The sequence below is a fragment of the Gemmatimonadota bacterium genome, assembly GCA_026706845.1.
GTDB lineage: Bacteria > Latescibacterota > UBA2968 > UBA2968 > UBA2968 > VXRD01.
Map to the genome: position 1 here is coordinate 17159 of JAPOXY010000253.1, position 22625 is coordinate 39783.

Annotated in this window: 35 protein-coding genes; 31 read left to right on the top strand and 4 right to left on the bottom strand. The window is 49.0% G+C overall.

What is annotated here, in order from left to right:
• The first annotated feature begins 30 nt into the window (after nt 1–30).
• Genes tuf through rplQ form a run of 29 tightly spaced genes read left to right on the top strand, consistent with a single transcriptional unit; the run spans nt 31 to nt 14749 of the window.
• Nucleotides 31–1224: an elongation factor Tu gene (tuf, locus tag OXG87_22320; GenBank protein MCY3872289.1), complete on the top strand. Its 1194-nt coding sequence runs from the start codon at nt 31–33 to the stop codon at nt 1222–1224.
• 20 nt (nt 1225–1244) lie between these two features.
• Nucleotides 1245–1553: a 30S ribosomal protein S10 gene (gene rpsJ, locus OXG87_22325; GenBank protein ID MCY3872290.1), complete on the top strand. Its 309-nt coding sequence runs from the start codon at nt 1245–1247 to the stop codon at nt 1551–1553.
• Nucleotides 1554–1555: 2 nt separating this feature from the next.
• Complete coding sequence (gene rplC, locus OXG87_22330) at nt 1556–2179, top strand: 50S ribosomal protein L3 (GenBank protein ID MCY3872291.1); 624 nt, start codon at nt 1556–1558, stop codon at nt 2177–2179.
• 16 nt (nt 2180–2195) lie between these two features.
• Nucleotides 2196–2828 carry a 50S ribosomal protein L4 gene (rplD, locus tag OXG87_22335; protein MCY3872292.1) on the top strand — a complete coding sequence of 211 codons (633 nt, stop codon included), beginning with the start codon at nt 2196–2198 and terminating at the stop codon, nt 2826–2828.
• Nucleotides 2825–3112 carry a 50S ribosomal protein L23 gene (rplW, locus tag OXG87_22340; protein MCY3872293.1) on the top strand — a complete coding sequence of 96 codons (288 nt, stop codon included), beginning with the start codon at nt 2825–2827 and terminating at the stop codon, nt 3110–3112. Before rplD ends, rplW begins: the two co-directional genes overlap by 4 nt.
• A gap of 3 nt (nt 3113–3115) precedes the next feature.
• Nucleotides 3116–3940 (top strand): 50S ribosomal protein L2, encoded by an 825-nt coding sequence (gene rplB / locus OXG87_22345; GenBank protein ID MCY3872294.1) that lies wholly within the window; start codon nt 3116–3118, stop codon nt 3938–3940.
• A 16-nt stretch (nt 3941–3956) separates the two neighbouring features.
• Nucleotides 3957–4247, top strand: coding sequence for a 30S ribosomal protein S19 (gene rpsS / locus OXG87_22350; protein MCY3872295.1), 291 nt, complete (start codon nt 3957–3959; stop codon nt 4245–4247).
• 22 nt (nt 4248–4269) lie between these two features.
• Nucleotides 4270–4611, top strand: a complete 342-nt coding sequence (rplV, locus tag OXG87_22355) for a 50S ribosomal protein L22 (protein ID MCY3872296.1) — start codon at nt 4270–4272, stop codon at nt 4609–4611.
• A 10-nt stretch (nt 4612–4621) separates the two neighbouring features.
• A complete protein-coding gene (gene rpsC / locus OXG87_22360) occupies nt 4622–5272 on the top strand; it encodes a 30S ribosomal protein S3 (protein ID MCY3872297.1) in 651 nt (216 codons plus the stop codon).
• A 21-nt stretch (nt 5273–5293) separates the two neighbouring features.
• Nucleotides 5294–5713, top strand: a complete 420-nt coding sequence (rplP, locus tag OXG87_22365; protein ID MCY3872298.1) for a 50S ribosomal protein L16 — start codon at nt 5294–5296, stop codon at nt 5711–5713.
• Nucleotides 5710–5922 carry a 50S ribosomal protein L29 gene (gene rpmC / locus OXG87_22370; protein MCY3872299.1) on the top strand — a complete coding sequence of 71 codons (213 nt, stop codon included), beginning with the start codon at nt 5710–5712 and terminating at the stop codon, nt 5920–5922. Before rplP ends, rpmC begins: the two co-directional genes overlap by 4 nt.
• Before the next feature lie 20 nt (nt 5923–5942).
• On the top strand, nt 5943–6203 hold the full coding sequence (rpsQ, locus tag OXG87_22375; protein ID MCY3872300.1) for a 30S ribosomal protein S17: 261 nt from the start codon (nt 5943–5945) through the stop codon (nt 6201–6203).
• An 11-nt stretch (nt 6204–6214) separates the two neighbouring features.
• On the top strand, nt 6215–6583 hold the full coding sequence (gene rplN, locus OXG87_22380) for a 50S ribosomal protein L14 (GenBank protein ID MCY3872301.1): 369 nt from the start codon (nt 6215–6217) through the stop codon (nt 6581–6583).
• Between the two features lie 20 nt (nt 6584–6603).
• The gene (gene rplX / locus OXG87_22385; GenBank protein ID MCY3872302.1) at nt 6604–6924 is read left to right on the top strand and encodes a 50S ribosomal protein L24; all 321 of its coding nucleotides are present in this window, start codon (nt 6604–6606) and stop codon (nt 6922–6924) included.
• 10 nt (nt 6925–6934) lie between these two features.
• A complete protein-coding gene (rplE, locus tag OXG87_22390) occupies nt 6935–7483 on the top strand; it encodes a 50S ribosomal protein L5 (GenBank protein MCY3872303.1) in 549 nt (182 codons plus the stop codon).
• Nucleotides 7484–7514: 31 nt separating this feature from the next.
• Entirely contained in the window at nt 7515–7700 is a 186-nt protein-coding gene (locus OXG87_22395; GenBank protein MCY3872304.1) for a type Z 30S ribosomal protein S14, read from the top strand.
• 20 nt (nt 7701–7720) lie between these two features.
• Nucleotides 7721–8113: a 30S ribosomal protein S8 gene (rpsH, locus tag OXG87_22400; protein MCY3872305.1), complete on the top strand. Its 393-nt coding sequence runs from the start codon at nt 7721–7723 to the stop codon at nt 8111–8113.
• A 20-nt stretch (nt 8114–8133) separates the two neighbouring features.
• Nucleotides 8134–8700: a 50S ribosomal protein L6 gene (rplF, locus tag OXG87_22405; protein ID MCY3872306.1), complete on the top strand. Its 567-nt coding sequence runs from the start codon at nt 8134–8136 to the stop codon at nt 8698–8700.
• A 46-nt stretch (nt 8701–8746) separates the two neighbouring features.
• Complete coding sequence (rplR, locus tag OXG87_22410; GenBank protein MCY3872307.1) at nt 8747–9091, top strand: 50S ribosomal protein L18; 345 nt, start codon at nt 8747–8749, stop codon at nt 9089–9091.
• Between the two features lie 16 nt (nt 9092–9107).
• The gene (rpsE, locus tag OXG87_22415) at nt 9108–9623 is read left to right on the top strand and encodes a 30S ribosomal protein S5 (GenBank protein ID MCY3872308.1); all 516 of its coding nucleotides are present in this window, start codon (nt 9108–9110) and stop codon (nt 9621–9623) included.
• Nucleotides 9624–9625: 2 nt separating this feature from the next.
• The gene (gene rpmD, locus OXG87_22420; GenBank protein ID MCY3872309.1) at nt 9626–9814 is read left to right on the top strand and encodes a 50S ribosomal protein L30; all 189 of its coding nucleotides are present in this window, start codon (nt 9626–9628) and stop codon (nt 9812–9814) included.
• A gap of 16 nt (nt 9815–9830) precedes the next feature.
• On the top strand, nt 9831–10277 hold the full coding sequence (rplO, locus tag OXG87_22425; protein ID MCY3872310.1) for a 50S ribosomal protein L15: 447 nt from the start codon (nt 9831–9833) through the stop codon (nt 10275–10277).
• A gap of 22 nt (nt 10278–10299) precedes the next feature.
• The gene (gene secY / locus OXG87_22430) at nt 10300–11640 is read left to right on the top strand and encodes a preprotein translocase subunit SecY (protein MCY3872311.1); all 1341 of its coding nucleotides are present in this window, start codon (nt 10300–10302) and stop codon (nt 11638–11640) included.
• 27 nt (nt 11641–11667) lie between these two features.
• Nucleotides 11668–11784 carry a 50S ribosomal protein L36 gene (rpmJ, locus tag OXG87_22435; protein MCY3872312.1) on the top strand — a complete coding sequence of 39 codons (117 nt, stop codon included), beginning with the start codon at nt 11668–11670 and terminating at the stop codon, nt 11782–11784.
• Between the two features lie 21 nt (nt 11785–11805).
• Nucleotides 11806–12243, top strand: coding sequence for a 30S ribosomal protein S13 (gene rpsM, locus OXG87_22440; protein ID MCY3872313.1), 438 nt, complete (start codon nt 11806–11808; stop codon nt 12241–12243).
• Nucleotides 12212–12595 (top strand): 30S ribosomal protein S11, encoded by a 384-nt coding sequence (gene rpsK, locus OXG87_22445; GenBank protein MCY3872314.1) that lies wholly within the window; start codon nt 12212–12214, stop codon nt 12593–12595. The genes rpsM and rpsK overlap by 32 nt, the downstream gene beginning before the upstream one ends.
• Before the next feature lie 23 nt (nt 12596–12618).
• A complete protein-coding gene (gene rpsD / locus OXG87_22450; GenBank protein MCY3872315.1) occupies nt 12619–13248 on the top strand; it encodes a 30S ribosomal protein S4 in 630 nt (209 codons plus the stop codon).
• Between the two features lie 26 nt (nt 13249–13274).
• Nucleotides 13275–14291: a DNA-directed RNA polymerase subunit alpha gene (locus OXG87_22455; protein ID MCY3872316.1), complete on the top strand. Its 1017-nt coding sequence runs from the start codon at nt 13275–13277 to the stop codon at nt 14289–14291.
• Nucleotides 14292–14302: 11 nt separating this feature from the next.
• Complete coding sequence (gene rplQ / locus OXG87_22460; protein MCY3872317.1) at nt 14303–14749, top strand: 50S ribosomal protein L17; 447 nt, start codon at nt 14303–14305, stop codon at nt 14747–14749.
• Between the two features lie 92 nt (nt 14750–14841).
• Here rplQ and greA read toward each other — a convergent pair whose 3' ends face one another.
• The gene (gene greA, locus OXG87_22465; protein MCY3872318.1) at nt 14842–15315 is read right to left on the bottom strand and encodes a transcription elongation factor GreA; all 474 of its coding nucleotides are present in this window, start codon (nt 15313–15315) and stop codon (nt 14842–14844) included.
• 294 nt (nt 15316–15609) lie between these two features.
• Between greA and galT the strand changes: the two genes are divergently transcribed.
• Both galT and OXG87_22475 read left to right on the top strand, forming a co-directional pair.
• Nucleotides 15610–17778, top strand: a complete 2169-nt coding sequence (galT, locus tag OXG87_22470; GenBank protein ID MCY3872319.1) for a galactose-1-phosphate uridylyltransferase — start codon at nt 15610–15612, stop codon at nt 17776–17778.
• 4 nt (nt 17779–17782) lie between these two features.
• Nucleotides 17783–18949 (top strand): galactokinase, encoded by a 1167-nt coding sequence (locus tag OXG87_22475; protein MCY3872320.1) that lies wholly within the window; start codon nt 17783–17785, stop codon nt 18947–18949.
• A gap of 76 nt (nt 18950–19025) precedes the next feature.
• On the opposite strand, the gene OXG87_22480 is transcribed toward OXG87_22475, so the two are convergent.
• The 3 genes from OXG87_22480 to OXG87_22490 all read right to left on the bottom strand — a co-directional run.
• Nucleotides 19026–20843, bottom strand: a complete 1818-nt coding sequence (locus tag OXG87_22480; protein ID MCY3872321.1) for a redoxin domain-containing protein — start codon at nt 20841–20843, stop codon at nt 19026–19028.
• Entirely contained in the window at nt 20806–22326 is a 1521-nt protein-coding gene (locus OXG87_22485) for a M56 family metallopeptidase (protein ID MCY3872322.1), read from the bottom strand. The genes OXG87_22480 and OXG87_22485 overlap by 38 nt, the downstream gene beginning before the upstream one ends.
• Nucleotides 22327–22443: 117 nt before the next feature.
• The coding region (locus tag OXG87_22490; protein MCY3872323.1) for a hypothetical protein at nt 22444–22625 on the bottom strand (182 nt) is incomplete at its 5' end.

A 22625-nucleotide genomic window follows, 5' to 3' on the forward strand; every position in this document is an offset into this window, starting at 1 on the left:
ATTTTCGTTCGATCTTTTCAGGAGGAAAACATGGCGAAGGAAAAATTTGAACGGGACAAACCCCATGTCAACATCGGTACAATCGGGCATGTTGATCACGGGAAAACCACGCTGACTGCCGCTATTACCAAGACGCTGGCAGCTAAGGGGCTTGCCGATTTTATGCCCTTTGATGACATTGACAAAGCACCCGAAGAAAAAGAGCGTGGAATCACCATTAATACGGCTCATGTGGAATACCAGACGGAAAATCGGCACTATGCCCACGTAGATTGTCCCGGACATGCTGACTATGTAAAAAATATGATCACGGGTGCCGCGCAGATGGATGGCGCAATTCTGGTCGTTAGCGCTGCAGATGGTCCCATGATTCAGACCCGCGAGCATATTCTGCTTTCACGCCAGGTCAATGTGCCTTCTATCGTGGTTTTTATGAATAAGGTCGATATGGTCGATGATGAAGAATTGCTCGAGCTCGTTGATCTGGAAGTCCGCGAGTTGCTGGATCAATACGATTTTCCCGGCGATGATGTGCCAGTGATCCAGGGATCTGCTCTCAAAGCTTTGGAGTCTGATGATCCCGATTCCGAAGATTGTGCCTGTATCTGGGAGTTAATGGAAGCCGTAGATGAAAATATTCCGGAGCCTGTGCGCGAGATTGACAAAGATTTTTTGATGCCGGTTGAGGACGTATTTACGATCACGGGGCGCGGTACAGTAGGTACTGGACGCATAGAACGCGGCGTGGTCAATGTCGGTGAGGAAGTTGAGATTGTGGGCATTCGCGAGAGTCGCAATACAACGGTTACGGGCGTGGAAATGTTCCGCAAACTGCTGGATGAGGGCAGGGCTGGTGACAATGTCGGTTTGTTGCTTCGCGGTGTTGACAAAGATGAAATTGAACGCGGCATGGTGGTTGCCAAGCCAGGTTCAGTGACCCCCCACAAAAAGTTTAAAGGCGAAGTTTATGTGCTGACAGATAAAGAAGGTGGTCGCAGCAAACCCTTCTTTACCGGCTATCAACCTCAGTTCTATTTTCGCACAACGGATGTGACTGGCAAAGTCGAGTTGCCCGAGGGCATAGAAATGGTCATGCCCGGCGATAATGTGACCATGTCTGTGGAACTGCTTACGCCAATCGCTATGGAGACCGAACTGCGATTTGCCGTGCGGGAAGGTGGTCGAACCATTGGCTCGGGTGTGATTACTGAAATTGTTGAATAAGAACTGCAAGGGGATGCCTCGTGCCTGCACAAAAAATTAGAATTAGACTAAAAGCATATAACCACAACGCATTGGATCGATCTGCTGAAGAAATCGTTCGGACCGCAAAACGGACTGGGGCGCTTATTTCAGGCCCCATTCCTCTGCCGACGAGGCGCTCGCTCTATACGGTATTGCGATCTCCACATGTCGATAAAAAATCGCGTGAGCAGTTTGAGATGCGCGTACACAAAAGGCTGATTGACATTCACAACTCAACGCCCCAAACGGTAGATGCTCTGATGAAGCTGGACCTACCTGCGGGTATAGATATTGAAATCAAGGTGTAGTCATGCTGGGATTGATTGGAAAAAAAATCGGTATGACACAGGCATTTGACGACGCAGAAATGTTGACGCCTGTCACGGTTCTCGAAGTTGTACCGTGTCCCATAGTGCAGATCAAAAATTGGGATTCGGATGGGTATATGGCATTGAGGGTTGGGTACGATGAGATTCGGCCCAATCGGTTAAACCGCGCGGATCAGGGGATTTTCAAGAAGGCAGGGGTTAACCCCCATCGAGGCCTTGTGGAATTTCGAGTTGATGATGTCTCCGAATATGCTATAGGCGAGACTCTCAATGTCAGCATGTTTGAGGCAGGCGAGGTTGTCGATGTTACGGCTCGATCAAAAGGTCGTGGATTTCAGGGTGGTGTCAAGCGCCACGGATTCAGAGGTGGCCCCAAAACCCATGGACAATCCGACAGGCATCGCGCGCCTGGTTCTATAGGTCAAAGTTCGAATCCTTCGCGGGTGTTTAAGGGAATGCGTATGGCAGGTCATATGGGGGATCAGAGGGTAACAGTTCGGGGCTTGAAGGTTCTGAGTGTAGATACCGAGCAAAATTTACTCCTCTTAAAAGGTGCCGTACCAGGAGGTAAAAGGGCTACGGTTGTTATTGAGAAACGCAACTGATTTGAGGTAAGCGATTATGGCATCTGTTGGGGTTTGCAATCTTGAAGGTGAAGAAGTTGGATCGATGGAGCTACCCGAATCAATTTTTGGAATTGAACCATCGGCTGACGCGATCTATTATGTCGTTAAAGCGCATTTGACCAATCAGCGGCAAGGCAATGCCTCGACGAAAACCCGCTCAGAAGTCAATCGGTCAAAACGGAAGATGTACCGACAAAAAGGTACGGGGCGTGCCCGTAAGGGAACAGCTGGATCGCCTATATTGATCGGTGGTGGGGTGGCTCATGGCCCCAGACCGAGATATTTTCGGGAACGGGTGCCCAAAAAAGTCAAAAAACTGGCCATACGCTCGGCATTTTCGCAAAAGGCACTCGGCGAATCCATATCTGTTCTGGAAGATTTTGAGCTTGAGGTGCCCAAAACAAAGCGAATGGCACAAATGACACAAATGCTTGAAATCCAGGGACAAAAGATATTGCTATTGACGGATGGGACCGCTGAAAATACCGTCAAATCCTGTCGGAATATCCCCAGACTTTCCGTATTACCCGTTTCGCAAGTTTCAACTTATGACGTAGTCCATGCAGATGTTCTGGTTCTCACACGCAGTGCAGTGTCTCGCATTCAAGCTCTGTGGGGTGCCTCGTGAAGAATTCTAAGCAGATTATTCGGCGTCCCGTTATTACTGAACGGGCTTCCAATTTGCAGGAAAATCACAACAAATATGTATTTGAAGTTCTCAGTGGTGCAAACAAAGTTGATATTCAGCGTGCAGTTGAAGCCATGTTCGATGTCGAAGTCGTAAAGGTCAACACGAGTACAATGCACGGCAAAATCAAGCGGCTTGGACGGTTTCAGGGGCGCCGTTCCAACTGGAAAAAGGCTGTTGTCACCCTTGCTGATGGACATATTATCGACTTTTTTGAAGGATAACTCATGCCCGTTAAGAAATTTCGCCCAATAACGCCTTCGTTGCGGTTTAAAACAGTCTCTTCTTTTGAAGAGATTACAAAAGATACGCCTGAAAAATCCCTTGTTGAACCCAATAAAAAATCTGGGGGACGCAATAATCGGGGGCGTATCACGACCCGTCGTCGCGGTGGCGGACATCGGCGCAAGTATCGCCGGATTGATTTCAAGCGCGATAAAGTTGGTGTGCCTGCAATTGTGCATAGCATTGAGTACGATCCAAATCGATCGGCACGCATTGCACTCCTGCATTATGCCGATGGTGAAAAACGCTATATTCTGGCACCGATTGGTTTACGCGTTGGCGATGAGGTTTCCTCAGGTGCAGATGCAGAGATCAGGCCAGGTAATGCGCTTCCTCTGGCAAATATCCCCCTGGGAAGCAATGTACACAATGTTGAACTCAAGCCAGGAAAAGGCGGACAGATCGGTCGCTCGGCAGGTGCTGAAATTCAGGTGATGGCAAAAGAAGGCAATCTTGCAACTCTCCGCCTGCCTTCTGGCGAGCGTCGGTTGGTCCTGGTATCGTGTTATGCGACCATTGGGCAGGTTGGAAATTTGGAGCATGAAAATGTCGTTGTCGGAAAAGCTGGACGGACTCGCTGGTTGGGTAAACGTCCAAAAGTGCGTGGTGTTGCTATGAACCCAATTGATCATCCTCACGGTGGTGGAGAAGGTCGAGCAACAGGCGGCAGGCATCCGGTGACGCCCTGGGGACAACCCACAAAAGGATATAAAACGCGCAAAAAGAAAAATAAATCTGACCAGATGATCATTCAGAGACGCAGGTAATCAGGAGTATTATTTTATGGCACGGTCAATCAAAAAAGGGCCTTTTATTGAGCCGAGTCTCTTAAAAAAGATTGAGCAAATGAATAAGGGTGGTAATAAGCGGGTTATTCAGACGTGGGCGCGGCGATCGACAATTGCGCCAGAGTTTGTGGGGCATACGCTCGCTGTACACAACGGAAATAAATTTATCCCCGTTTATATTACGGAAAACATGGTTGGACACAAGCTCGGTGAATTTGCTCCTACGCGTACGCATCGGGGGGCGCGCGCGGGTCGATCTACTGAACGCGCCACTTCTTTACAGTGATATTTTGAGACGGGAATTTTAAATGGAAGCTCGGGCGGTATTGCGCTATTCAAGAATTTCACCGCGCAAGGTGCGACAGGTGGTTGATCTCGTGCGGGGTAAAGATGTGGAGGAAGCTTTCCACATTCTACAATTTACACCTAAAAAAGCCGCACGTATTGTAGCGCGCACCTTGCAATCTGCGGTTGCAAATGCGGTCAACCGCGAAGAAGAATCCGCAGTCGAAGACGCGCTCTTTGTGAAAGAAGCGTTTGTCGATGGTGGCATTGCGTTAAAACGGTTGCGTCCTCAGCCACGTGGTGCTGCTGGCATGATTCGCAAGCGATATAGCCACATCACGCTGATTATTTCAGACGAGGAATAGGAGAGTCACTTTGGGCCAGAAAACGCATCCAATCGGAGTGAGGTTGGGAATTGTCAAAGACTGGCGTTCCCGCTGGTTTGCCAATCGCGATTTTGCCAGTCTGCTTCAGGAAGACCTTATGCTCAGGCGATATATTACCAGTCGTCTGCAGCGGGCAAGCGTTGCACAAATAGACATTGAGCGTGCTCCTAAGCGGGTGACAATTTCGATTCACACCGCTCGTCCTGGTATTGTAATTGGACGCAAAGGCGCAGAGGTCGATAAATTGCGGGATGAATTAAAGCACCTGACAGGCAAAGAAATTTATATCAACATCAATGAAATTAAGCGGCCAGAACTCAACGCCCAACTCGTCGCCGATAATATCTCCCGACAACTCGAGCAGCGCGTCTCATTTCGCCGTGCAATGAAAAAAGCCGTTGCTTCAGCGGTGCGCATGGGGGCTGAAGGAATTAAAGTCGTTTGTGGGGGGCGCCTTGGTGGAGCGGAAATGTCTCGCGTTGAAAAATCAGAGCCTGCAGGACGCGTTCCACTCCACACGCTTCGCGCTGATATAGACTATGCCAGATCTACGGCTTATACGACATCGGGTACTGTAGGGGTAAAAGTCTGGATCTGTCACGGAGAAAAAATGGGTCAGGACATCCATCTGCCAACGTAAGTCGGGACAGGAGCGGCTATTATGTTAATGCCAAAACGGGTTAAATGGAGAAAGCAGCAGAGGGGGCGTCGCAAAGGTATGGCCTCTCGAGGAGCCAATATTTCTTTTGGCGAATACGGTTTGCAGGCTCTTGAACCGGGATGGATTACCAACAGACAGATTGAAGCGGCCCGCGTGGCGATTAACAAATCTTTGGGGCGCGGTGGGAAAGTTTGGATTCGCGTTTTTCCAGATAAACCCCTTACGGTTAAGCCAGCAGAGACCCGTATGGGCAAGGGTAAGGGCAATCCCGAATACTGGGTGGCAGTCATCAAACCCGGGCGGATCCTGTTTGAAATTGAGGGCGTGCCACGCGAAAGCGCGCAACGCGCAATCAAATTGGCCAGTCGGAAATTGCCCATTAAAGTCCGTTTTGTAGAACGCGGGGGACACGACGAATGAAACCGAGTGAAATTCGAGATCTAACTGCAAACGATGTAAGGGAAAGAATTGCTGAACAAGAGGATGAACTCGTGAATCTCCGCATTCAGTTGGCTACGCGCCAGCTCGATAATCCAATTGCATTTCGAGATGCCTGCAAGGATCTCGCTCGGCTTAAAACCGTGTTGCGCGAACACGAGTTAGGCATTCGAGAACTTCCCAATGCGTAATTTTTAAGGAGAATCGGTGTATGGTGGAAACTCGCAGGCACCGCAAAACACGTGTAGGGCTGGTGGTCAGCGACAAGTCTAATAAAACAATAGTCGTTGAGGTACGGCGGCAGGTGCCACACCCCCTTTATGGAAAAGTTATGCAAAGACGTTCAAAATTGGCGGCGCACGATGAGAATAATGAAGCCAGAGCCGGCGATGAGGTGATGGTTGTGGAAACGCGGCCTTTGAGCAAGACCAAGCGCTGGCGGTTGGTAGAAATTATAAAAAAGGCGCATTAGGTGGAGAGAACATGGTCCAGGAATATTCAGTATTAAATTGTGCGGATAACACAGGTGCCCGCAAGGTGATGTGTTTTCGCATTTTAGGAGGCACGAAGCGCAAGTATGCCAAACTCGGTGATACTGTTGTGGTTTCAGTTAAAGATGCACAGCCCAACAGTGGTGTAAAGCGCGGTGAGGTTGCGCGTGCCGTGATCGTCCGTACAAAGAAAGAGACGCGAAGGGCAGATGGGTCCTATATTCGGTTTGATGACAATGCCGCTGTTTTGATCAGCGCGGAAGGCGAACCTCGAGGGACGCGCATATTTGGACCCGTCGCCCGCGAGTTGCGCGAGAGGCGATTTATGCGCATTGTATCTTTGGCGCCCGAAGTGATATAAAGAAAGGTAAGTGTGTTGAGATGAGGATTCGCAAGGGTGATCAAGTTGAGGTGATAAGCGGTGTTTATACGGGTCAACGTGGGCGCGTTTTGCATGTGTGGCCCAGGAAAAAACGCGTGCTGGTGGAAGGGATCAACAATGTCAAGCGCCACACGCGACCCAATCCCAATAATCAGCAAGGCGGCATCGTGGAAAAGGAAGCGCCCTTGCATGTGTCCAATCTCATGATCGTTGATTCACAAACCGATGAGCGGACCAGGATTCGCATTCAGCGCCTCGATGATGGGTCGCGTGTGCGGATCGCTCAAAAAAGCGGTGAGCAAATTCCCGAAGTTGAATAACGAGGACGACATGGCAACGCGATTACAAGAATACTATGAGAACGAAGTTGTGCCTGCGCTCATCCAAAGATTTGGGTATAAAAATCACATGCAGGTGCCCAAATTGGAAAAGATTGTCTTAAACATGGGCGTTGGTGAAGCTGTTCTCAATGCCAAAGTCATTGAAAATGCTGTTGAAGATTTGACCCGCATTGCTGGACAGCGACCCTCAATTCGCAGGGCGCGAAAAGCCGTTTCAAACTTTAAACTGCGACAGGGTGTACCCATTGGCTGTGCTGTCACTCTTCGCAGATCTCATATGTACGAATTTCTCGACCGTTTTTTCAATTTCTCTGTGCCGCGTATTCGCGACTTTCGCGGCCTTTCAATGCGTTCATTTGATGGCCGGGGCAACTATACGATCGGTATTCAGGAACAAATTATTTTTCCCGAAATTGACTACGATCAAATCGACAAAATTCGCGGTCTCGATGTGACCCTGGTCACCACGGCCTCTACGGATGAAGAGGCTTTTGAACTGCTCAACAAAATGGGCATGCCGTTTCAAAATCAAGATTAAATAAAAAAATCAACATGAGGTCAGGTCTAATATGGCTAAAAAGTCTATGATTGCCAAAGCAAAGCGCAAACAGAAATTTGCAGTCCGCCGTTATAATCGGTGTCACAGATGCGGTAGGCCACGCGGTTATTTGCGCAAATTTGGTATTTGCCGTATATGTTTTCGCGAGTTGGCCCTTGCCGGTGAGATCCCCGGCGTGACAAAGGCCAGTTGGTAATTGAGGGAGAAGCTCACATGATGACGGATCCGATTGCCGATATGTTGACGCGTGTGCGAAATGCCTGTTGCGCTGGACATCGCAAGGTGGATATTCCGAGTTCCAGGATGAAGCGCGAGATTGCCCGCATTTTAAAAGAAAGCGGCTTTGTTCACAATTATGCGTATATCGATGACAATCGACAGGGGTATTTGCGCCTTTATCTTAAATATAGTCCCGACGAGGAAAGCGCGATTCAAGGGTTGAAGCGCGAAAGTCGCCCCGGTCTGAGAAAATATGTGGGTAAAGACGAACTTCCTCGAATACTCAATGGATTGGGTGTCGCTATTTTATCGACATCAAAAGGTATTTTGACAGATCGAACTGCGCGTAGAGAAGGCGTTGGCGGCGAAGTTATTTGTAGCGTCTGGTAGAGGCATAGAAGGAGTGCATTGTGTCGAGAATAGGTCAACAGCCGATTGACGTTCCAGGGGGCGTCAATGTGAAAATTGGAGCAACAGAGGCAGAAATAAAAGGTCCTAAAGGGGCTTTACAGGTACCTTTACATCCGCTCACGCAGGTCGTGCAAGAGGGTGAATCCCTATCTGTCACAGTGCAAGATCCCGAAGACAGGCATCACAAAGCTATTTGGGGCCTCACGCGTGCTTTGTTGGCAAATGCCGTTCAGGGCGTGACAGCTGGTTTTGAGAAGCAACTGGTTGTCGTTGGCGTGGGATATCGCGCAGATATGAAAGGGAAAAATTTGGACATCAACGTGGGGTTCAGTCATCCGGTAATGGTTGAAGCTCCTCAGGGAATTGAATTTAGTGTGGATGCGCCTCCTTCTGAGATCGAAAATTCCCAGGCGCTGGTTAAAATTAGCGGAGCCGATAAAGAACTCGTGGGACGCACAGCGGCGAACATCCGAAATATTCGGCCTCCCGAACCCTATAAGGGGAAAGGTATCCGCTATAGCGGCGAATACGTGCGGCGCAAGGCTGGCAAGGCAGCAGTAGCTTAAATTTTGAGGTTGTTCAATGGCAGATAAGCATATTAAAAAGACCAGGATGCACAGGCGTCGTCAAATGCGCATTAGAAAGAGGCTTTTGGGAACGGCTGATCGCCCGCGTCTGACGATTTTCAGGAGTCTAAAACATATTCAGGCGCAATTGATTGATGATGTGAATGGACGCTCTCTAATGGGCATAGCTTCAAATGCACCGCAACTCAAAGACCAGTTGCAAACTAGTGAAGGCAAATGCAACAAAAGTCGCGAAGTGGGTAAAGCATTGGCCGAGAGAGCGCAGGAAGCCGGAATCTCGCAGGTTGTTTTCGACCGCGCAGGTTATCTCTATCACGGTCGTGTCAAAGCATTGGCAGAAGGCGCACGCGAAGGCGGGTTGCAATTTTAATGTTAAGGAGTTGATTTTGAGCAGAATTGAAGCCACGGGTTTAGATCTGACGGAAATCGTCATCAACAACAGCATCAAACGAGTATCTCACGTTCGCAAAGGTGGACGACGCTTTGCCTTTAATGCGCTTTGTGTAATTGGTGACAAAAAAGGTATTGTTGGGATTGGAATGGGGAAAGCGGGCGAAGTCTCTGAAGCCATTCGCAAAGCTGCCGACGATGCAAAAAAGAATCTGGTGCGCGTGCCGGTCGTTGATGGAACATTGCCCCACGAGGTTATTGGACGGTTTGGCGCTTCTCGCGTTTTGCTCAAACCCGCTGCGCCCGGCACGGGAATTATTGCAGGAGGCGGTGTGCGTGCGGTTTTGGAGCTGGCTGGCGTTCAAAATGTGCTGACGAAGTCATTGGGGTCTCAAAATCCGCAGAATGCCGTTAAAGCCGCAATGGAAGGATTAACGCGGTTGAAAGATGCGAGAATGTTTGCACTATTGCGAGGCGTAGAAGAATCCGAATTGGTTTCTGTACGGGGGTAGTGATGGGCGATCAAAAAACACTGCGGGTTACACAAATTCGCAGTGCAATTAAGCGACAGAAAAAGCAGCAACGAACACTCGATGCGTTGGGAATTCGCCGCATTCGGCATACTGTGGAACACGCTGATTCTCCCCAATTGCGCGGCATGCTGGCGGCTGTTGCACATCTGGTCAAAGTTGAAGAAACTTGAAACACGGGATGCGAGAATGAAACTTGGGAATCTCTCTCCGCCCCAAGGGGCAACTGGTAAAAAGAAACGTTTGGGCATTGGTCCCGGCTCCGGAAAAGGCAAAACTGCGGGTAAAGGGCACAAAGGACAGCGCGCGCGTTCGGGATCCAAGCGCAAAGTCGGATTTGAAGGGGGACAAACGCCCCTGCACCGGCGCTTGCCGAAAGTTGGATTTAACAATCCTTTTCGGGTGACCTATCAGGTCGTAAATCTCGACGATTTGGCAGGTAAGGAGTTTTCGGGTGAGATTACTCCCGAAGTGCTAAAAGGTGCGGGTTTGATTGCCTCTACAAAACGCCCTGTAAAAATTTTGGGGCGAGGCGAAATTTCTGTACCATTGCAGATTCGGGTTCAGGCGATATCAGCTGCGGCAGAAAAAAAAGTTCTTGCAGCTGGCGGAGATGTTGAGACCAAAGCTGACTGAGCTCAGCTGAGAGGAGGCGGTGTTGCTCGAGAGCGTCAAGAGCGTTTTTAAAATTCCGGAACTGCGATATAAGGTGTTATTTACGCTGGGTATTCTGGCGATATATCGCCTGGGAGGGCAGATTCCCATACCCGGAATAGATCGGGTTGCTCTGGGGGAATTTTTTGCAGGCACCAGCCAAACGATCTTTGGTCTCTACGATATGTTTGTAGGTGGGGCATTTACCCGTGCGACGGTATTTGCACTGGGTATTATGCCTTATATCAGTGCATCCATTATTTTTCAATTGATGGGTGCTGTCGTGCCATCTCTTCAAAAGTTGCAAAAAGAAGGTGAAGCGGGGCGAAAAAAGATCATTCAATATACGCGGTATGGCACAGTTGCACTGGCTGCGGCGCAGTCCCTGGGGGTGAGTTTTTTCCTCGAGAGCCTTCAGTCGCCAGAGACCGGGCTTTCGGTTGTACTCTATCCCGGATGGGGCTTCCGGCTGTTGACTGTATTGACAATTACTGCCGGAACCGTGTTGATCATGTGGTTGGGGGAACAAATTGATGCACACGGTATTGGCAACGGAATGTCGCTACTCATTTTTATTGGCATTATTGCGGCATTGCCTTTTGTCGTGCGGCAGGAATATCGGGATTTTGTGACCAATGATAAACCAATTTTAATCGAAATAGCTGTTTTAATTATTGTTATTGCCCTGACTGCTCTGGTGGTACTCATAACACAGGGCACGCGTAGAATTCCGGTACAATACGCCAAACGCGTCGTTGGACGACGGGTATATGGTGGGCAAAGCACGCATATACCACTCAAAGTCAATACTTCTGGCGTGATGCCTATTATTTTTGCTCAGGCCATTATGTTTTTACCTGCGACAATGGCTGGCTTTGCGCCTAATAATGAATTTATGCAAAATCTCGCGTCTGCTTTTACGCCGAGTATGTCCTGGGTGTCATTACCCTACTGGTCGATTTACTCATTGCTGGTTATTTTCTTTGCTTACTTTTATACCGCCATTGTGTTTAACCCGATTGATCTCGCTGATAATATGAAACGGCAAGGCGGATTTATTCCCGGTGTCAGACCGGGCAAACGCACGTCGGACTTTATCGATCGGGTGCTTACGCGAATCAACATGCCAGGTGCGATTTTCTTAGCTGCAATAGCCGTTGGCCCATACTTTATTATTAATTCTATGGGGGTTCATCCGGGACTCGAACAAGTGTTTGGCGGTACGGGTTTGTTGATTATGGTCGGTGTGGCGCTCGACACTTTACAGCAGGTTGAATCGCATTTGCTGATGCGTCACTACGACGGTTTTATGAAGAAAGGCCGTATTCGAGGGCGCCGAGCTTGATTTACTCAGAATGCTGGAGATTTATTTATGAAAGTTCAATCATCTGTTCGCCGTCGTTGCAATCACTGCAAGATCATTCGCCGACGCGGTGTTGTGCGCGTGATTTGCAAAGTCAACCCGCGACACAAACAGCGACAAGGATAACCTCATAGGAGACGCAATCGCATGGCCCGAATTGCAGGTGTAGATATTCCCAGAGAAAAGCGCGTGGAAGTTGCGTTGACATATATTTTGGGCATTGGTTTGAGCACGTCACAAAAAATTTTAACACAGACGCAGATTTCGCCTGATACGCGCGTAGATGCTTTGACTGACGAGGAAGTCACCAAATTGCGCTCAGTTGTCGAAGGCGAGTACAAGGTTGAAGGTAACCTGCGGAGCGAAGTTGCGATGAACATCAAGCGATTGATGGATATTGGATGCTATCGCGGTTTGCGATGGCGTCGCGGTTTGCCGGTGAGAGGGCAGCGGACGCGCACCAATGCGAGGACGCGCAAGGGAAAGCAACCCCGGTATTGGCAGTCGCAGACGAACCGTATAGCTAAAGCAGGACAATCAAAGGAGGCGTCGTTTGGCAGTCAGAAGAGGGAGACGACGGAATAGACGCGTTGAAGCTCATGGCGTCGCACACGTCAATGCCAGTTTTAACAATACTATTGTCACTCTAAGTGACCGTGAAGGAAGAGTTATTTCCTGGTCATCAACGGGAAAAGTCGGTTTTAAGGGGTCGAGAAAAAGTACGCCCTATGCTGCTCAGTTGGCTGCCACTGATGCGGCGCGAGAAGCCATGGCAATGGGTTTGCGCCGGGTGGAAGTCTGGGTCAAAGGACCTGGCGTTGGGCGAGAAGCCGCCGTGCGGTCGCTACAGGGGGCTGGATTGGAAATTTCAGCGATCAAAGATGTTACGCCAATTCCGCACAATGGGTGCCGCCCGCCTAAGCGACGCCGCGTTTAACATAAGAAAACAGGAGATATTGAATGGCGAGATACACTGGCCCGAGTTGTAAATTGTGTCGCCGAGAAGGCATGAAGTTGTTTCTCAAAGGTGCGCGATGTCAAATGGACAAATGTTCATTTGACCGACGAAGTTATGCGCCCGGCATGCATGGACAAAATATGCGTCGAAAGCCGTCGGAATACGCGCTTCAGCTTCGTGAAAAACAAAAGACAAAACGTATCTACGGCGTGTTGGAAAATCAGTTTCGCACGTATTATTCAAAAGCCGCTCGCAGAAAGGGTGTGACGGGTGAGTTGCTTTTGCAGATGCTCGAATGTCGTCTGGACAATATGATATATCGCCTGGGTTTTGCGCCATCTCGAAAATCGGCGCGGCAACTCGTGAGACATCGCCACATCGCTGTCAATGGACGAACCGTAGATATTCCTTCATTCCAGGTTTCGCCGGGAGACACTGTGCAGGTACGGGAAAAAAGTCGTCAATTGCAACTCATTCACGATGCACTCAAGCGCACTGGTGATGCAGGTCAAGCGGCCTGGCTTTCGGTAGATAAAGTGAATTTGAGCGGTACGCTTGTAGAATATCCAAAGCGAGATGATATACCAACGCCAGTTGAAGAGCAACTCATCGTTGAGCTTTACTCCAAGTAATGGACGCGCACCGGGAGCTTTTGTTTATGAACGCGAAAAATTTTCAAATGCCTCGATTTGTACAGATCGATGAAGAAAGCCTGAGTGATAATTACGGCCTGTTTAGTGTTCAGCCTCTTGAGCGCGGGTTTGGTGCTACGATTGGGAATGCACTGCGCCGCGTTTTGCTCTCCTCCATTGAGGGGGCTGCGATTAAGGCCGTGAAAATTGAAGGAATTCAGCACGAGTTTACCGTGGTTGAAGGTGTCCTCGAAGATGTGACCGAAATCGTTTTAAATCTCAAAGAAGTTTGCCTGCGCGTGCATACAGATGAAGACAAATTGCTATACGTAAAAAAAGAAGGCGCCGGAGAACTCAAGGCTGGCGATTTGCAAGTCGATGCCGATGTCGAAGTAATGAATCCCGATTTGCATATTGCAACACTCGACAAAGACGGTGTGCTCGACATGGAAGTCACCGTTGGAAAAGGTCGGGGCTACGTGCTGGCAGAAGCAAACAAACAGGCAGACCAGCCTATGGGGACCATTGTGTTGGATGCTGCTTTTTCCCCAATCCGAAAAGTGCATTATGAAATCGATAATGCGCGTGTGGGCCAGCAGACCGATTACGATAAACTTTCATTGGCTGTTTGGACAAACAGCGTTGTGCGACCCGACGATGCGGTGGCTCATGCAGCGAGAATATTAAAAAATCACCTCGAGTTGTTTATCAACTTTGAAGAAGAACCAGAAGAAGAATTGGAAGAAGTAGTCGATGAGGAAACGCGCCGCATTGCAACACTGCTCAAGATGCCTGTAGATGAGTTGGAATTGTCGGTGCGGTCAGCAAATTGCTTAAAAGCTGCCAATATTATAACACTTGAAGATCTCGTTCAAAAGACGGAAAACGAAATGCTCAAATTCCGCAATTTTGGACGCAAATCGCTCAATGAATTGACAGCTATTCTCGAAAATTTGGGCATTGCCTTTGGCATTGATGTGAGCAAATATCAAGACGTCGCTTCCAAATCTGACCACATCTCGATTTTGGACGACGAATTTTAACGAGGAAACCAATGAGGCACGGGAAAAGGGGCAGAAAGCTGAATCGCACGGCGAGCCACAAAAAAGCCATGCTCAACAATATGGCCACATCTCTGTTTGCCAACGGCAAGGTGCGCACCACACTGCCAAAGGCGAAAGAATTGCGCGGCGTGGCTGAACGATTGATCTCTTTTGCCAAGCGTGGCGACTTGCATGCGCGGCGTCAAGTTTTGCGGCGTATTCAGAATAAGGTGGTGCTCACAAAGTTATTTGAAGAAATTGGTCCCTCATTTGCCGAGCGAGGTGGCGGATATACGCGTATTCTCAAGCTCGGCTCCAGGCGAGGTGATAGCAGCGAATTGTGTTTGATTGAACTGGTGGCCGATGACGCGATAATCGAATCCGATGTTGAGGAAACCGAGTCTGACGCTTCTGCTGAAGAAGAGGAAGTTGCAGAAGAAAACAAAAAAGATGCTTGACTGTCTATACATTGTTTAAAGGGCAAATCGACATCTGCAGAAATAAAAAAAGGCGACATTGATAATGTCGCCTTTTGGTTTGTATAAAAAATTCAGTCTCTTGAGATATCGAGTATCTCATAAGTGAGTATGCCGACAGGCACTTGCACATCGACAACTTCGCCGACGCGTTTGCCCAACAGAGCTTTGCCAATGGGAGATGCTGTCGATATTTTTTTCTGGTCAAAATCGGCTTCATCTACGGTGACCAGTGTGTACTGCATTTCTCTGCCATTTTTTTTGTCCTGTAATTTGACCGTCGCGCCCAGATAGGCTTTGTCTTTGGGGATTTGGCTTTCGTCGATAATTTCTGAGTTCGTGAGTTTTGTCTGCAATTCGGCAATTTTCTTTTCGAGAAATGCCTGCCGCTCTTTGGCTGCATGGTATTCGGCGTTTTCGCTCAGGTCGCCAAACTCACGCGCTTTTTTTATCGCCGCAATGACAGTTGGTCGCTCTTTGGTTTGCAGACGGATCAACTCAGTTCGAATTTTCTCATACCCATTTTTGGTCAAATAAACGCGATTCATAATAATATCCCATGAAATGAAAAGTCTATCTCGGAGTCCAACAGTGGGTTTCGAGATAGACTTTTTTTTACACACGTTATAATACATTAAAGAGCTGTGTATTGTCTATATGCAGAAAAATAAGACCTTTAGGGCGAGATGTCAAGTTCAAAACAAATGCAAGGTATATATCGCGTTGTGAAAATAGTTCAATCTCTGCTTGTTCAATGTGTATATTTGTGTGCAAAGTGATGTTTTTCAGATGAACGGGCTTGGGAAACAGCCCGTTGTACACCGTTCTATAGAGGAGCAAGCATGATGGACGCTGTTTTGGTGACGGGGGGGGCAGGATATGTTGGTAGTCACGCGGTTCGGCGTCTGTTGGAAGACCATCGCCGGGTTGTGGTGCTGGATGATCTGTCAACGGGACACCGGGAAGTTGTCACCTTGTTTGAACGGGTGTATGGGCCAGAGCAATTTTGTTTCGAGCATGTCAATTTGCTCGATCGCAGTGCTCTGGCCTCTGTTTTTGAGAGATACGATTTTTGCGGCATTATCGATTTTGCCGCCAGGACGCTGGTAAAAGAATCCCAGGAGGAACCGTACAGGTATTTTGAGAATAATGTGATTGCTTTTCAGAATTTGTTGGATGTGGGCAAGGGAGTTCCCTTAGTGAAATCATCTACGGCGGCGACGTATGGCGAACCCCGCGCAGAACACATTCCACTGAAGGAAAATTATCAGCGGAACTGGATCGCGGATGGCGGCTTTGAGAAAAGCCAGTTGATGCCCGCTGCGGTGGATTTTGAGACACTTTTGGGGTGGTATAAAAAACATATCGCTTTCAAACTCTCCGAAGAAGATATTGCTCTGCTAAAAATTCCCACGAATGTCTATGGCATTACGAAAATGATGGATGAACGCATGCTGCTCTATGCCGAGCGAGAGGCTGGTGGAAGATATGTTGTTCTCCGCTATTTTAATGCCGCAGGAGCCGATTCCTCGCGGTTGATCGGCGAAGATCACGATCCCGAGACGCATTTGATCCCCATTGTTTTGCAAGTGGCTTTGGGGCGGCGCGAGAAGATGGTCGTATTTGGTGATGATTATGCAACTTCTGATGGCACGGCTGTGCGAGATTATATTTCTGTGGTGGAATTGGCAGATGCACATATTAAGAGCCTGGATATATTGTTGGCGGGGGGACAGTCTGCGACGTACAATCTCGGCAGGGGGCAGGGCGTGAGCGTGCGGGAGATTTTAGAAGCCGCGCGCGAAGTAACCGGTCATGAGATTCCCGAAGCGATTGGACCGCGGCGAAGCGGCGATCCCGCTACGTTGATTGCCGATGCGAGTCGCATTCAGCGCGATATGGGATGGGCTGCGAGAGAAACACTACACGAGACGCTGGCATCCGCCTATCACTGGCATCGGCTTCATCCCAATGGGTATCGGATTGTGCAGGAGGAAAGATTCAATCCTTTTTGGAATCGGTGGGTCAATATTGCCGCTCACCGCGCAGACAGGCCCTGGCGCGGAGAAACGCAGTCTATGGAGGGCTCAGATGATATGGTTTATGATCCCGAATGCTATCTCTGCCCCGGAAATACGCGAACGTCGGGTGATGTGAATCCAGATTATAAGGGTGTGTGGACATTTGAGAACGATTTTCCCACGCTGGTATTGGACGCCTATCAAACGCAGACGCAATTGGGGCCCTATCTCTCGCGCACATCTCAGGGCGTGTGCGAGGTTGTGGTCTATGCGCCCAATCACGCCCAGCGCTTGTCAACGCTACCCTTAGATGCGCTCGTTCAGGTGATTGACGCATGGGCAGAGATTTACGACCGGTTGGGGAAAGTGCCTGAGATTGCGTATCCGCTGATTTTTGAGAACCGAGGCACAGTGATGGGCAATTCTCAACCGCATCCGCACGGACAGGTTTATGCGTATTGCGAGATTCCCGATCTGATGGTGAAACCACAGTTGGCTATGTTTGAATCCCATCGCGAGAAAACGGGGCGTTGTTTTGTGTGCGATGCCAATCGCGTCGAAGTTGGGGATGGGCGACGGATTCTCATTGATCGCCCCCAGATGTTGGCTTATGTTCCGTTTGCAGCACAATTTCCCTACGATGTGATCATTGTGCCAAAGGCACATGCTGCGAGTCTGCTGGATTTGAAAGGGGAAGAACGGCGCGACCTGGCTGCGGGATTGCGCGATGTTCTCGGCGGGTTAGACGGTTTATTTGCCGCGCCGTATCACTACACTCTGGCATTGATGCAGGCTCCGACAGATGGCGTGGAGCGCGGTTATCACATGCAAATTCACATTACGTCGCTTTTGCGGGGACCCGGTTTGCGGAAACATGTGGTGGGTGCAGATATTTTTGGTAATCTCATCAATCCCTCAGATCCGGATATGACAGCGGAGGAGATCCGGTGGGCGATGCGAAAAGTTATGCGGGTTGATCGGCAGGAGTAGTTCAATGGTGCATCCTATTATCACACAGGCGCGAGACGTTTTTGTATCGGTTTTTGAGGGAAAAGCGGATGTCGTTGTGCAGGCACCGGGGCGCGTCAATTTGATTGGGGAACACACGGATTACAATGAGGGCTTTGTGTTTCCCGCAGCGATTGACCGTTGGGTGGTTGTTGCTGCACGGTCGAGAATTGATTCGCGGGTGCGGATTTACTCGGTGATGCACGAAGAGGTGACGGAGTTCCGGGCCGATGATGTGTTGGAGGCACAGGGCTATTGGGCAGATTATCCAAAGGGAGTGGTGCGCGAGTTTCAAAAACTCGGGCATCCTCTGTGTGGTTTTGATGCGGCGATTGTGGGCAATGTGCCTATGGGAGCGGGATTGAGCAGTTCGGCTGCTGTGGAGATGGCGGTGGGGAAGGGAATTGTTGTGTTAAACAGCATTGAAATAAGCGGACCTGATCTGGCGCTTTTGGGACAGCGCGCTGAGAATCATTTTGTGGGTGTCAATTGTGGGATCATGGATCAGTTTATCTCGGCAAATGGCCGGGCAGGTCACGCGCTGTTTCTCGATTGTCGCGATCTCTCGTTTGAGCTTGTCCCTCTTTTTGGCGATGATGTGCAGATTGTGATTTGCAACTCGGGCGTGACGCGCGGGCTGACGGATTCGGCGTATAATGATCGGCGGTCTGCCTGTGAAAGCGGGGTCTCGCTTCTCGCACCGGCGATGGGGACGGATATAAGGGCGCTACGCGATGTGCCGATAGAGACGCTGGATGTTTATGGTGGTGTGCTGCCAGAGATAGTTCTGAAACGGTGCCGCCATGTGATAACAGAAAATGAACGCACGCAGCGGGCGGTCGCATTGCTCAAGAAAGGGGATTTGTCGGGATTTGGACAGTTGATGGTCGCATCCCACGAGAGTTTGCGAGATGATTACGAGGTGAGTGGCAAAGAACTCGATTTGCTGGTGGAAATCGCTCTAAATATTCCGGGGGTGCTCGGTGCGCGGATGACTGGCGCGGGTTTTGGAGGGTGTACTGTGAATATCGTTGAACGAGACGCTGTGCCAGCCCTGTCAGATGCGATAAATGAGCGGTATCCAGGGAAAACTGGTTTGACGCCTGAGCTTTACATTTGTTCAGCGGTCAATGGCGCAGAGAGGGTGGAGTGAAGATCAGGACACAATCCGAGAAATATTATTCATTTATTCTACAATACGAAAATAGACGTATTTCCTATCTGTCTGCTCAGTTTTTAGCTGGAATAGGCCCATTGGTCAATAACGCCTTCACAGCAGTTTCAACGCGGTCTCCGCGTAGATCCGGTGCGTTGATGACACCATTTTGGTTTACCAGAAATGCCGATGGGATGCCCCATACGCCGTAGGATTTTGAAATTGCTCGCGCCTTTTCTTTGTCAAATACCTGTACATAGCTCAGCTTTTCTTTTTCCACAAAATCTCGCAGTGCCTTCTCTTCGCGATCCAAACTCACGCCCACGACTTCCAGGCCCTGATCGCGATATGTTTCAGCAATTCTTTTAATTGTCGGAATTTCATCGATGCAGGGACCACACCACGTTGCCCAAAAGTCGATCAACACGGCTTTTTTGCCCCGGTAATCCGCGAGCCGGAATGTTGATCCATCCAACCGTTTGGCCTCAAATTCGGGTGCCATATCTCCCAGGCTCAAAGTCTTGCGTTCCTCCATTTCTAATTCCGCCATATAACTCAATTCTTTTTTATTTGTTAGATCAATCGTATCGACTTTGCTCCAGCGTTTTCCACCAGCACCGGGACGGTCCATTTTGTGAAACCCGATGGCAATCCGCGCAGAAGGCAGACCGCGCAATCCAAACCGTCCCTCTTTGTCTGTTTCAGTACCGCCTAATGAGGCAATATTTTCAGGATCATCCGCTAAAATATGGGTGCTTACATAGACATCTGAAACAGGCTGTCCGTTGTAAGTTGCAAAACCGGTAATTCGCGCATCACCCAGGGGTTCAAAGTTTAGTGTCACATCGTGGTCTTCGATTACTACTGTCCGAGATTGACCAGAGTGATGTATTGTTATCATGTGACCATCTATTTCCACTTCTTCGGGCTTGGGCCCGCTCATGAGAATGCCATATTCCCCCGGCTCCAGATAGTCCAAACGATATGCCCCATTAGCATCTGTATAGTCTGTTTTCGGAAAAATACGACCGCTTGATCTTTTAGCTGAAAAGGCCATGATTTTTAACCCTTCTATAGAACCGTCATTCAGGGATACCACACCTGAAACAGAGTACACATCGCTCTGGATGTCAAAGTTCCGCGTTATATCGCGGTTTTCGACTATCAGCGTCTGAGATTGAACAGGATAATATATTGTCTTCGCGCGTCCGTCTATTTCCCTTTCTTTGAGTAAACTCACTAAAATGCGATATTCCCCCGGCGCCAGGTCGTCTAAGCGATATACACCATTGGCATCTGTATGGTCTGTTTTTGGATAAGTAATATCATTTGATCTTTCAACTGGAAAAGCCCTGATTTCCAGCCCTTCTACAGAGTCTTCTTTGAGGGATACCACGCCTGAAACAGAATACACACGGAAACGCTTCACCGGGATATCTATATCCATCACTGCTTGACCTTCGTCGTCAATTTTGAGCTTTATTGTATCGGTAGATACAATTTGCTGATTCATAATTCCGATATCTGGATGGGTTACCCAGATATGACCTTTATCTACATCTATATTTTCTAAAGTAAATAAACCCGATGTATCGGTATAGGTATTGCGGTGAAAGGGGAGGGGAGGTGGTGCTGTATATTTAGCACGAGGCATCGGGGGGCGGCCAAAGGCAACGCGTGCCCTTGCAACGGGTTGGCCGGATTCATCGACAACGCGACCGCGCAGGGTTATCCCCTTTTTCAAAGCTATATCTATCTGGCCTTCGACTGCGTTTTCAACTGTTAGCGCGGTTTGTGCATATCCTTTTGCAGCGACTTCAAAAGTAGCCTGTGGCCCCGCGACCTGCCAGCCTTCAAATTTCCCAATCTTCGGCAAATTTTGATCCGACACCTTGTTCTCCCAAACCTGTTTTGTTATCCCATATCCGCCATATCTTTCCATTGAAGTTTGCGATAACCGGACGACCATTATATACCCCGGCAAACCACAGGGAGCCGTTGTGCGCCTGCATAAAGGCACTGATGCTCACTAATGAACCACCCTCTGGAAATGTGAACTTTTGCCACGTACCTCCATCTTGCAAATAAAGTCCATCGCTGCCGTGCCACCATCTGCGCCCATCGCGCATTTTTAGTGGAAGCGCATAATGTGACACTTTGCTGGTATCGGTTACAGCAACACCACCTTCAAACACCACCTTTGGAGCATTGTGATCGACCTTTGAAGTGGTCAAGCTGCCGATGACTATCGCTCCACCGATAAATACTACTGCTATTACAAGTGCCGATACGCGACCAACGCGCGGCGTCACATGACCACCCAAAGTGATAATGCGATTGACTCGATCCATGACCTGAGCCTTGCGTGCCATGTCCATGCCCAGAGCCATCGCAGGACGAGGTTGTAGTTGGGTCGCCACAGTGAGAAGCGTATCCGCATAGCTTGCAGAATTGCCGGTTGTAGTTACAGTCCAATCATCGCAGGCTTGTTCTTGAACTTCAAAAAGCAGATACCTGACGCGGTGGAATAGGGGATTGAACCAGTAAAACGCCATGCCCACCATTGCCAGCAGACGATACAAGCAATCCCATCGCTTTACGTGAATGAGTTCGTGAATCAAAATCGATTCCAACTGATCTCGCGCTTCGACCATAGGCGTGGGTAATACGACTACTGGATTCAAGAGTCCAATCTGGGTTGGGCTACCGATTTGGTCACTGACGGCGAGTGCGACAGATCGCCGAATACCCAGTTGTTTTTTAAAGACCTGCAAATCATTTTGAAGCTGTTTGTCATCACAGGGTAATAGAGATCGACGAAACGTACAAACCAATATCAGACAATAGGTTATACGAGTCAATAAGACCAATACACCAATAGCATAGACCGCCATTACACCATATAAAGCATGTGCTGAAGTGATTTTGTTCAGTATATAGGTCGTCCAATTGACCGATTCTGTCTCAGCATTTTTGGCGAAAACAATCTGGGCAGGCGGGGGAGATATGAAGTCTTGAGACAATTCAACATCGTAGGACAAAGCCTTGTCAGATACCTTTTGTTGCTTCAACACAGGAGAGGGTTTTGCCAGAGGCGTCTCAGGGACAACTACAGGTTGGGGAGACGGAAGAGCCGGTTCCGAAGGTGGCGACGGCGCATCAAATTGAAATCGCAGTGAAGGCATACACAAAGACGCGATGGGAATGACCAGCACGCCAATAAGACACCAGTTCAAAAGCAAGCTGCGCTTTGCTGCCTGTCGCGTGCCCAGAAGCCACACGACAAATAGCACAAGCCCCATAAAGAGGGTGGTCTTGACAGTTGCATCAAGGAGAAAGATGGCAATGGGTTCCAGTACAGGTATGCCGATCATGATGTGTCTCCTTTGCGTTGCTTGAGTTTTTCACGCAATCGCGCCACGTCGTCTAAATCTATCTCTTCGTCTTCAACCAGTCGCGCCAGCACGAGATGGGTCGAACCGCCCATATTTTTATTCTATGATACGAAAATAGGCGTATTTTCTATCCGTCTGATCTGTCTGCTTGTCCTTTGCCAATACCGTCAATTGATAAATCCCTTCGGGCATCTGATTCACATCGATCTGTAAGTAGGTGAAGTCATCTTCTCGATTCCCTTCGTAATTCGCTGTCACTGTGCGCGTCAAATCACCAT

Excerpts from the sequence above, each read along its gene's own strand:
- rplE (MCY3872303.1), top strand. The coding sequence starts at position 6,935 with ATGGCAACGCGATTACAAGAATACTATGAGAACGAAGTTGTGCCTGCG.
- rpsQ (MCY3872300.1), top strand. The coding sequence starts at position 5,943 with ATGGTGGAAACTCGCAGGCACCGCAAAACACGTGTAGGGCTGGTGGTC.
- rpsD (MCY3872315.1), top strand. The coding sequence starts at position 12,619 with ATGGCGAGATACACTGGCCCGAGTTGTAAATTGTGTCGCCGAGAAGGC.
- rplV (MCY3872296.1), top strand. The coding sequence starts at position 4,270 with ATGGAAGCTCGGGCGGTATTGCGCTATTCAAGAATTTCACCGCGCAAG.
- rplD (MCY3872292.1), top strand. The coding sequence starts at position 2,196 with ATGGCATCTGTTGGGGTTTGCAATCTTGAAGGTGAAGAAGTTGGATCG.
- rplX (MCY3872302.1), top strand. The coding sequence starts at position 6,604 with ATGAGGATTCGCAAGGGTGATCAAGTTGAGGTGATAAGCGGTGTTTAT.
- galT (MCY3872319.1), top strand. The coding sequence starts at position 15,610 with ATGATGGACGCTGTTTTGGTGACGGGGGGGGCAGGATATGTTGGTAGT.
- OXG87_22475 (MCY3872320.1), top strand. The coding sequence starts at position 17,783 with ATGGTGCATCCTATTATCACACAGGCGCGAGACGTTTTTGTATCGGTT.
- rpsM (MCY3872313.1), top strand. The coding sequence starts at position 11,806 with ATGGCCCGAATTGCAGGTGTAGATATTCCCAGAGAAAAGCGCGTGGAA.
- rpmD (MCY3872309.1), top strand. The coding sequence starts at position 9,626 with ATGGGCGATCAAAAAACACTGCGGGTTACACAAATTCGCAGTGCAATT.
- rpmC (MCY3872299.1), top strand. The coding sequence starts at position 5,710 with ATGAAACCGAGTGAAATTCGAGATCTAACTGCAAACGATGTAAGGGAA.
- rplC (MCY3872291.1), top strand. The coding sequence starts at position 1,556 with ATGCTGGGATTGATTGGAAAAAAAATCGGTATGACACAGGCATTTGAC.
- rpsH (MCY3872305.1), top strand. The coding sequence starts at position 7,721 with ATGACGGATCCGATTGCCGATATGTTGACGCGTGTGCGAAATGCCTGT.
- rplQ (MCY3872317.1), top strand. The coding sequence starts at position 14,303 with ATGAGGCACGGGAAAAGGGGCAGAAAGCTGAATCGCACGGCGAGCCAC.
- rplN (MCY3872301.1), top strand. The coding sequence starts at position 6,215 with ATGGTCCAGGAATATTCAGTATTAAATTGTGCGGATAACACAGGTGCC.
- OXG87_22485 (MCY3872322.1), bottom strand. The coding sequence starts at position 22,326 with ATGATCGGCATACCTGTACTGGAACCCATTGCCATCTTTCTCCTTGAT.
- OXG87_22395 (MCY3872304.1), top strand. The coding sequence starts at position 7,515 with ATGGCTAAAAAGTCTATGATTGCCAAAGCAAAGCGCAAACAGAAATTT.
- tuf (MCY3872289.1), top strand. The coding sequence starts at position 31 with ATGGCGAAGGAAAAATTTGAACGGGACAAACCCCATGTCAACATCGGT.
- rplR (MCY3872307.1), top strand. The coding sequence starts at position 8,747 with ATGCACAGGCGTCGTCAAATGCGCATTAGAAAGAGGCTTTTGGGAACG.
- rplO (MCY3872310.1), top strand. The coding sequence starts at position 9,831 with ATGAAACTTGGGAATCTCTCTCCGCCCCAAGGGGCAACTGGTAAAAAG.
- rpsS (MCY3872295.1), top strand. The coding sequence starts at position 3,957 with ATGGCACGGTCAATCAAAAAAGGGCCTTTTATTGAGCCGAGTCTCTTA.
- rpmJ (MCY3872312.1), top strand. The coding sequence starts at position 11,668 with ATGAAAGTTCAATCATCTGTTCGCCGTCGTTGCAATCACTGCAAGATC.
- greA (MCY3872318.1), bottom strand. The coding sequence starts at position 15,315 with ATGAATCGCGTTTATTTGACCAAAAATGGGTATGAGAAAATTCGAACT.
- OXG87_22455 (MCY3872316.1), top strand. The coding sequence starts at position 13,275 with ATGAACGCGAAAAATTTTCAAATGCCTCGATTTGTACAGATCGATGAA.
- rplB (MCY3872294.1), top strand. The coding sequence starts at position 3,116 with ATGCCCGTTAAGAAATTTCGCCCAATAACGCCTTCGTTGCGGTTTAAA.
- rplP (MCY3872298.1), top strand. The coding sequence starts at position 5,294 with ATGTTAATGCCAAAACGGGTTAAATGGAGAAAGCAGCAGAGGGGGCGT.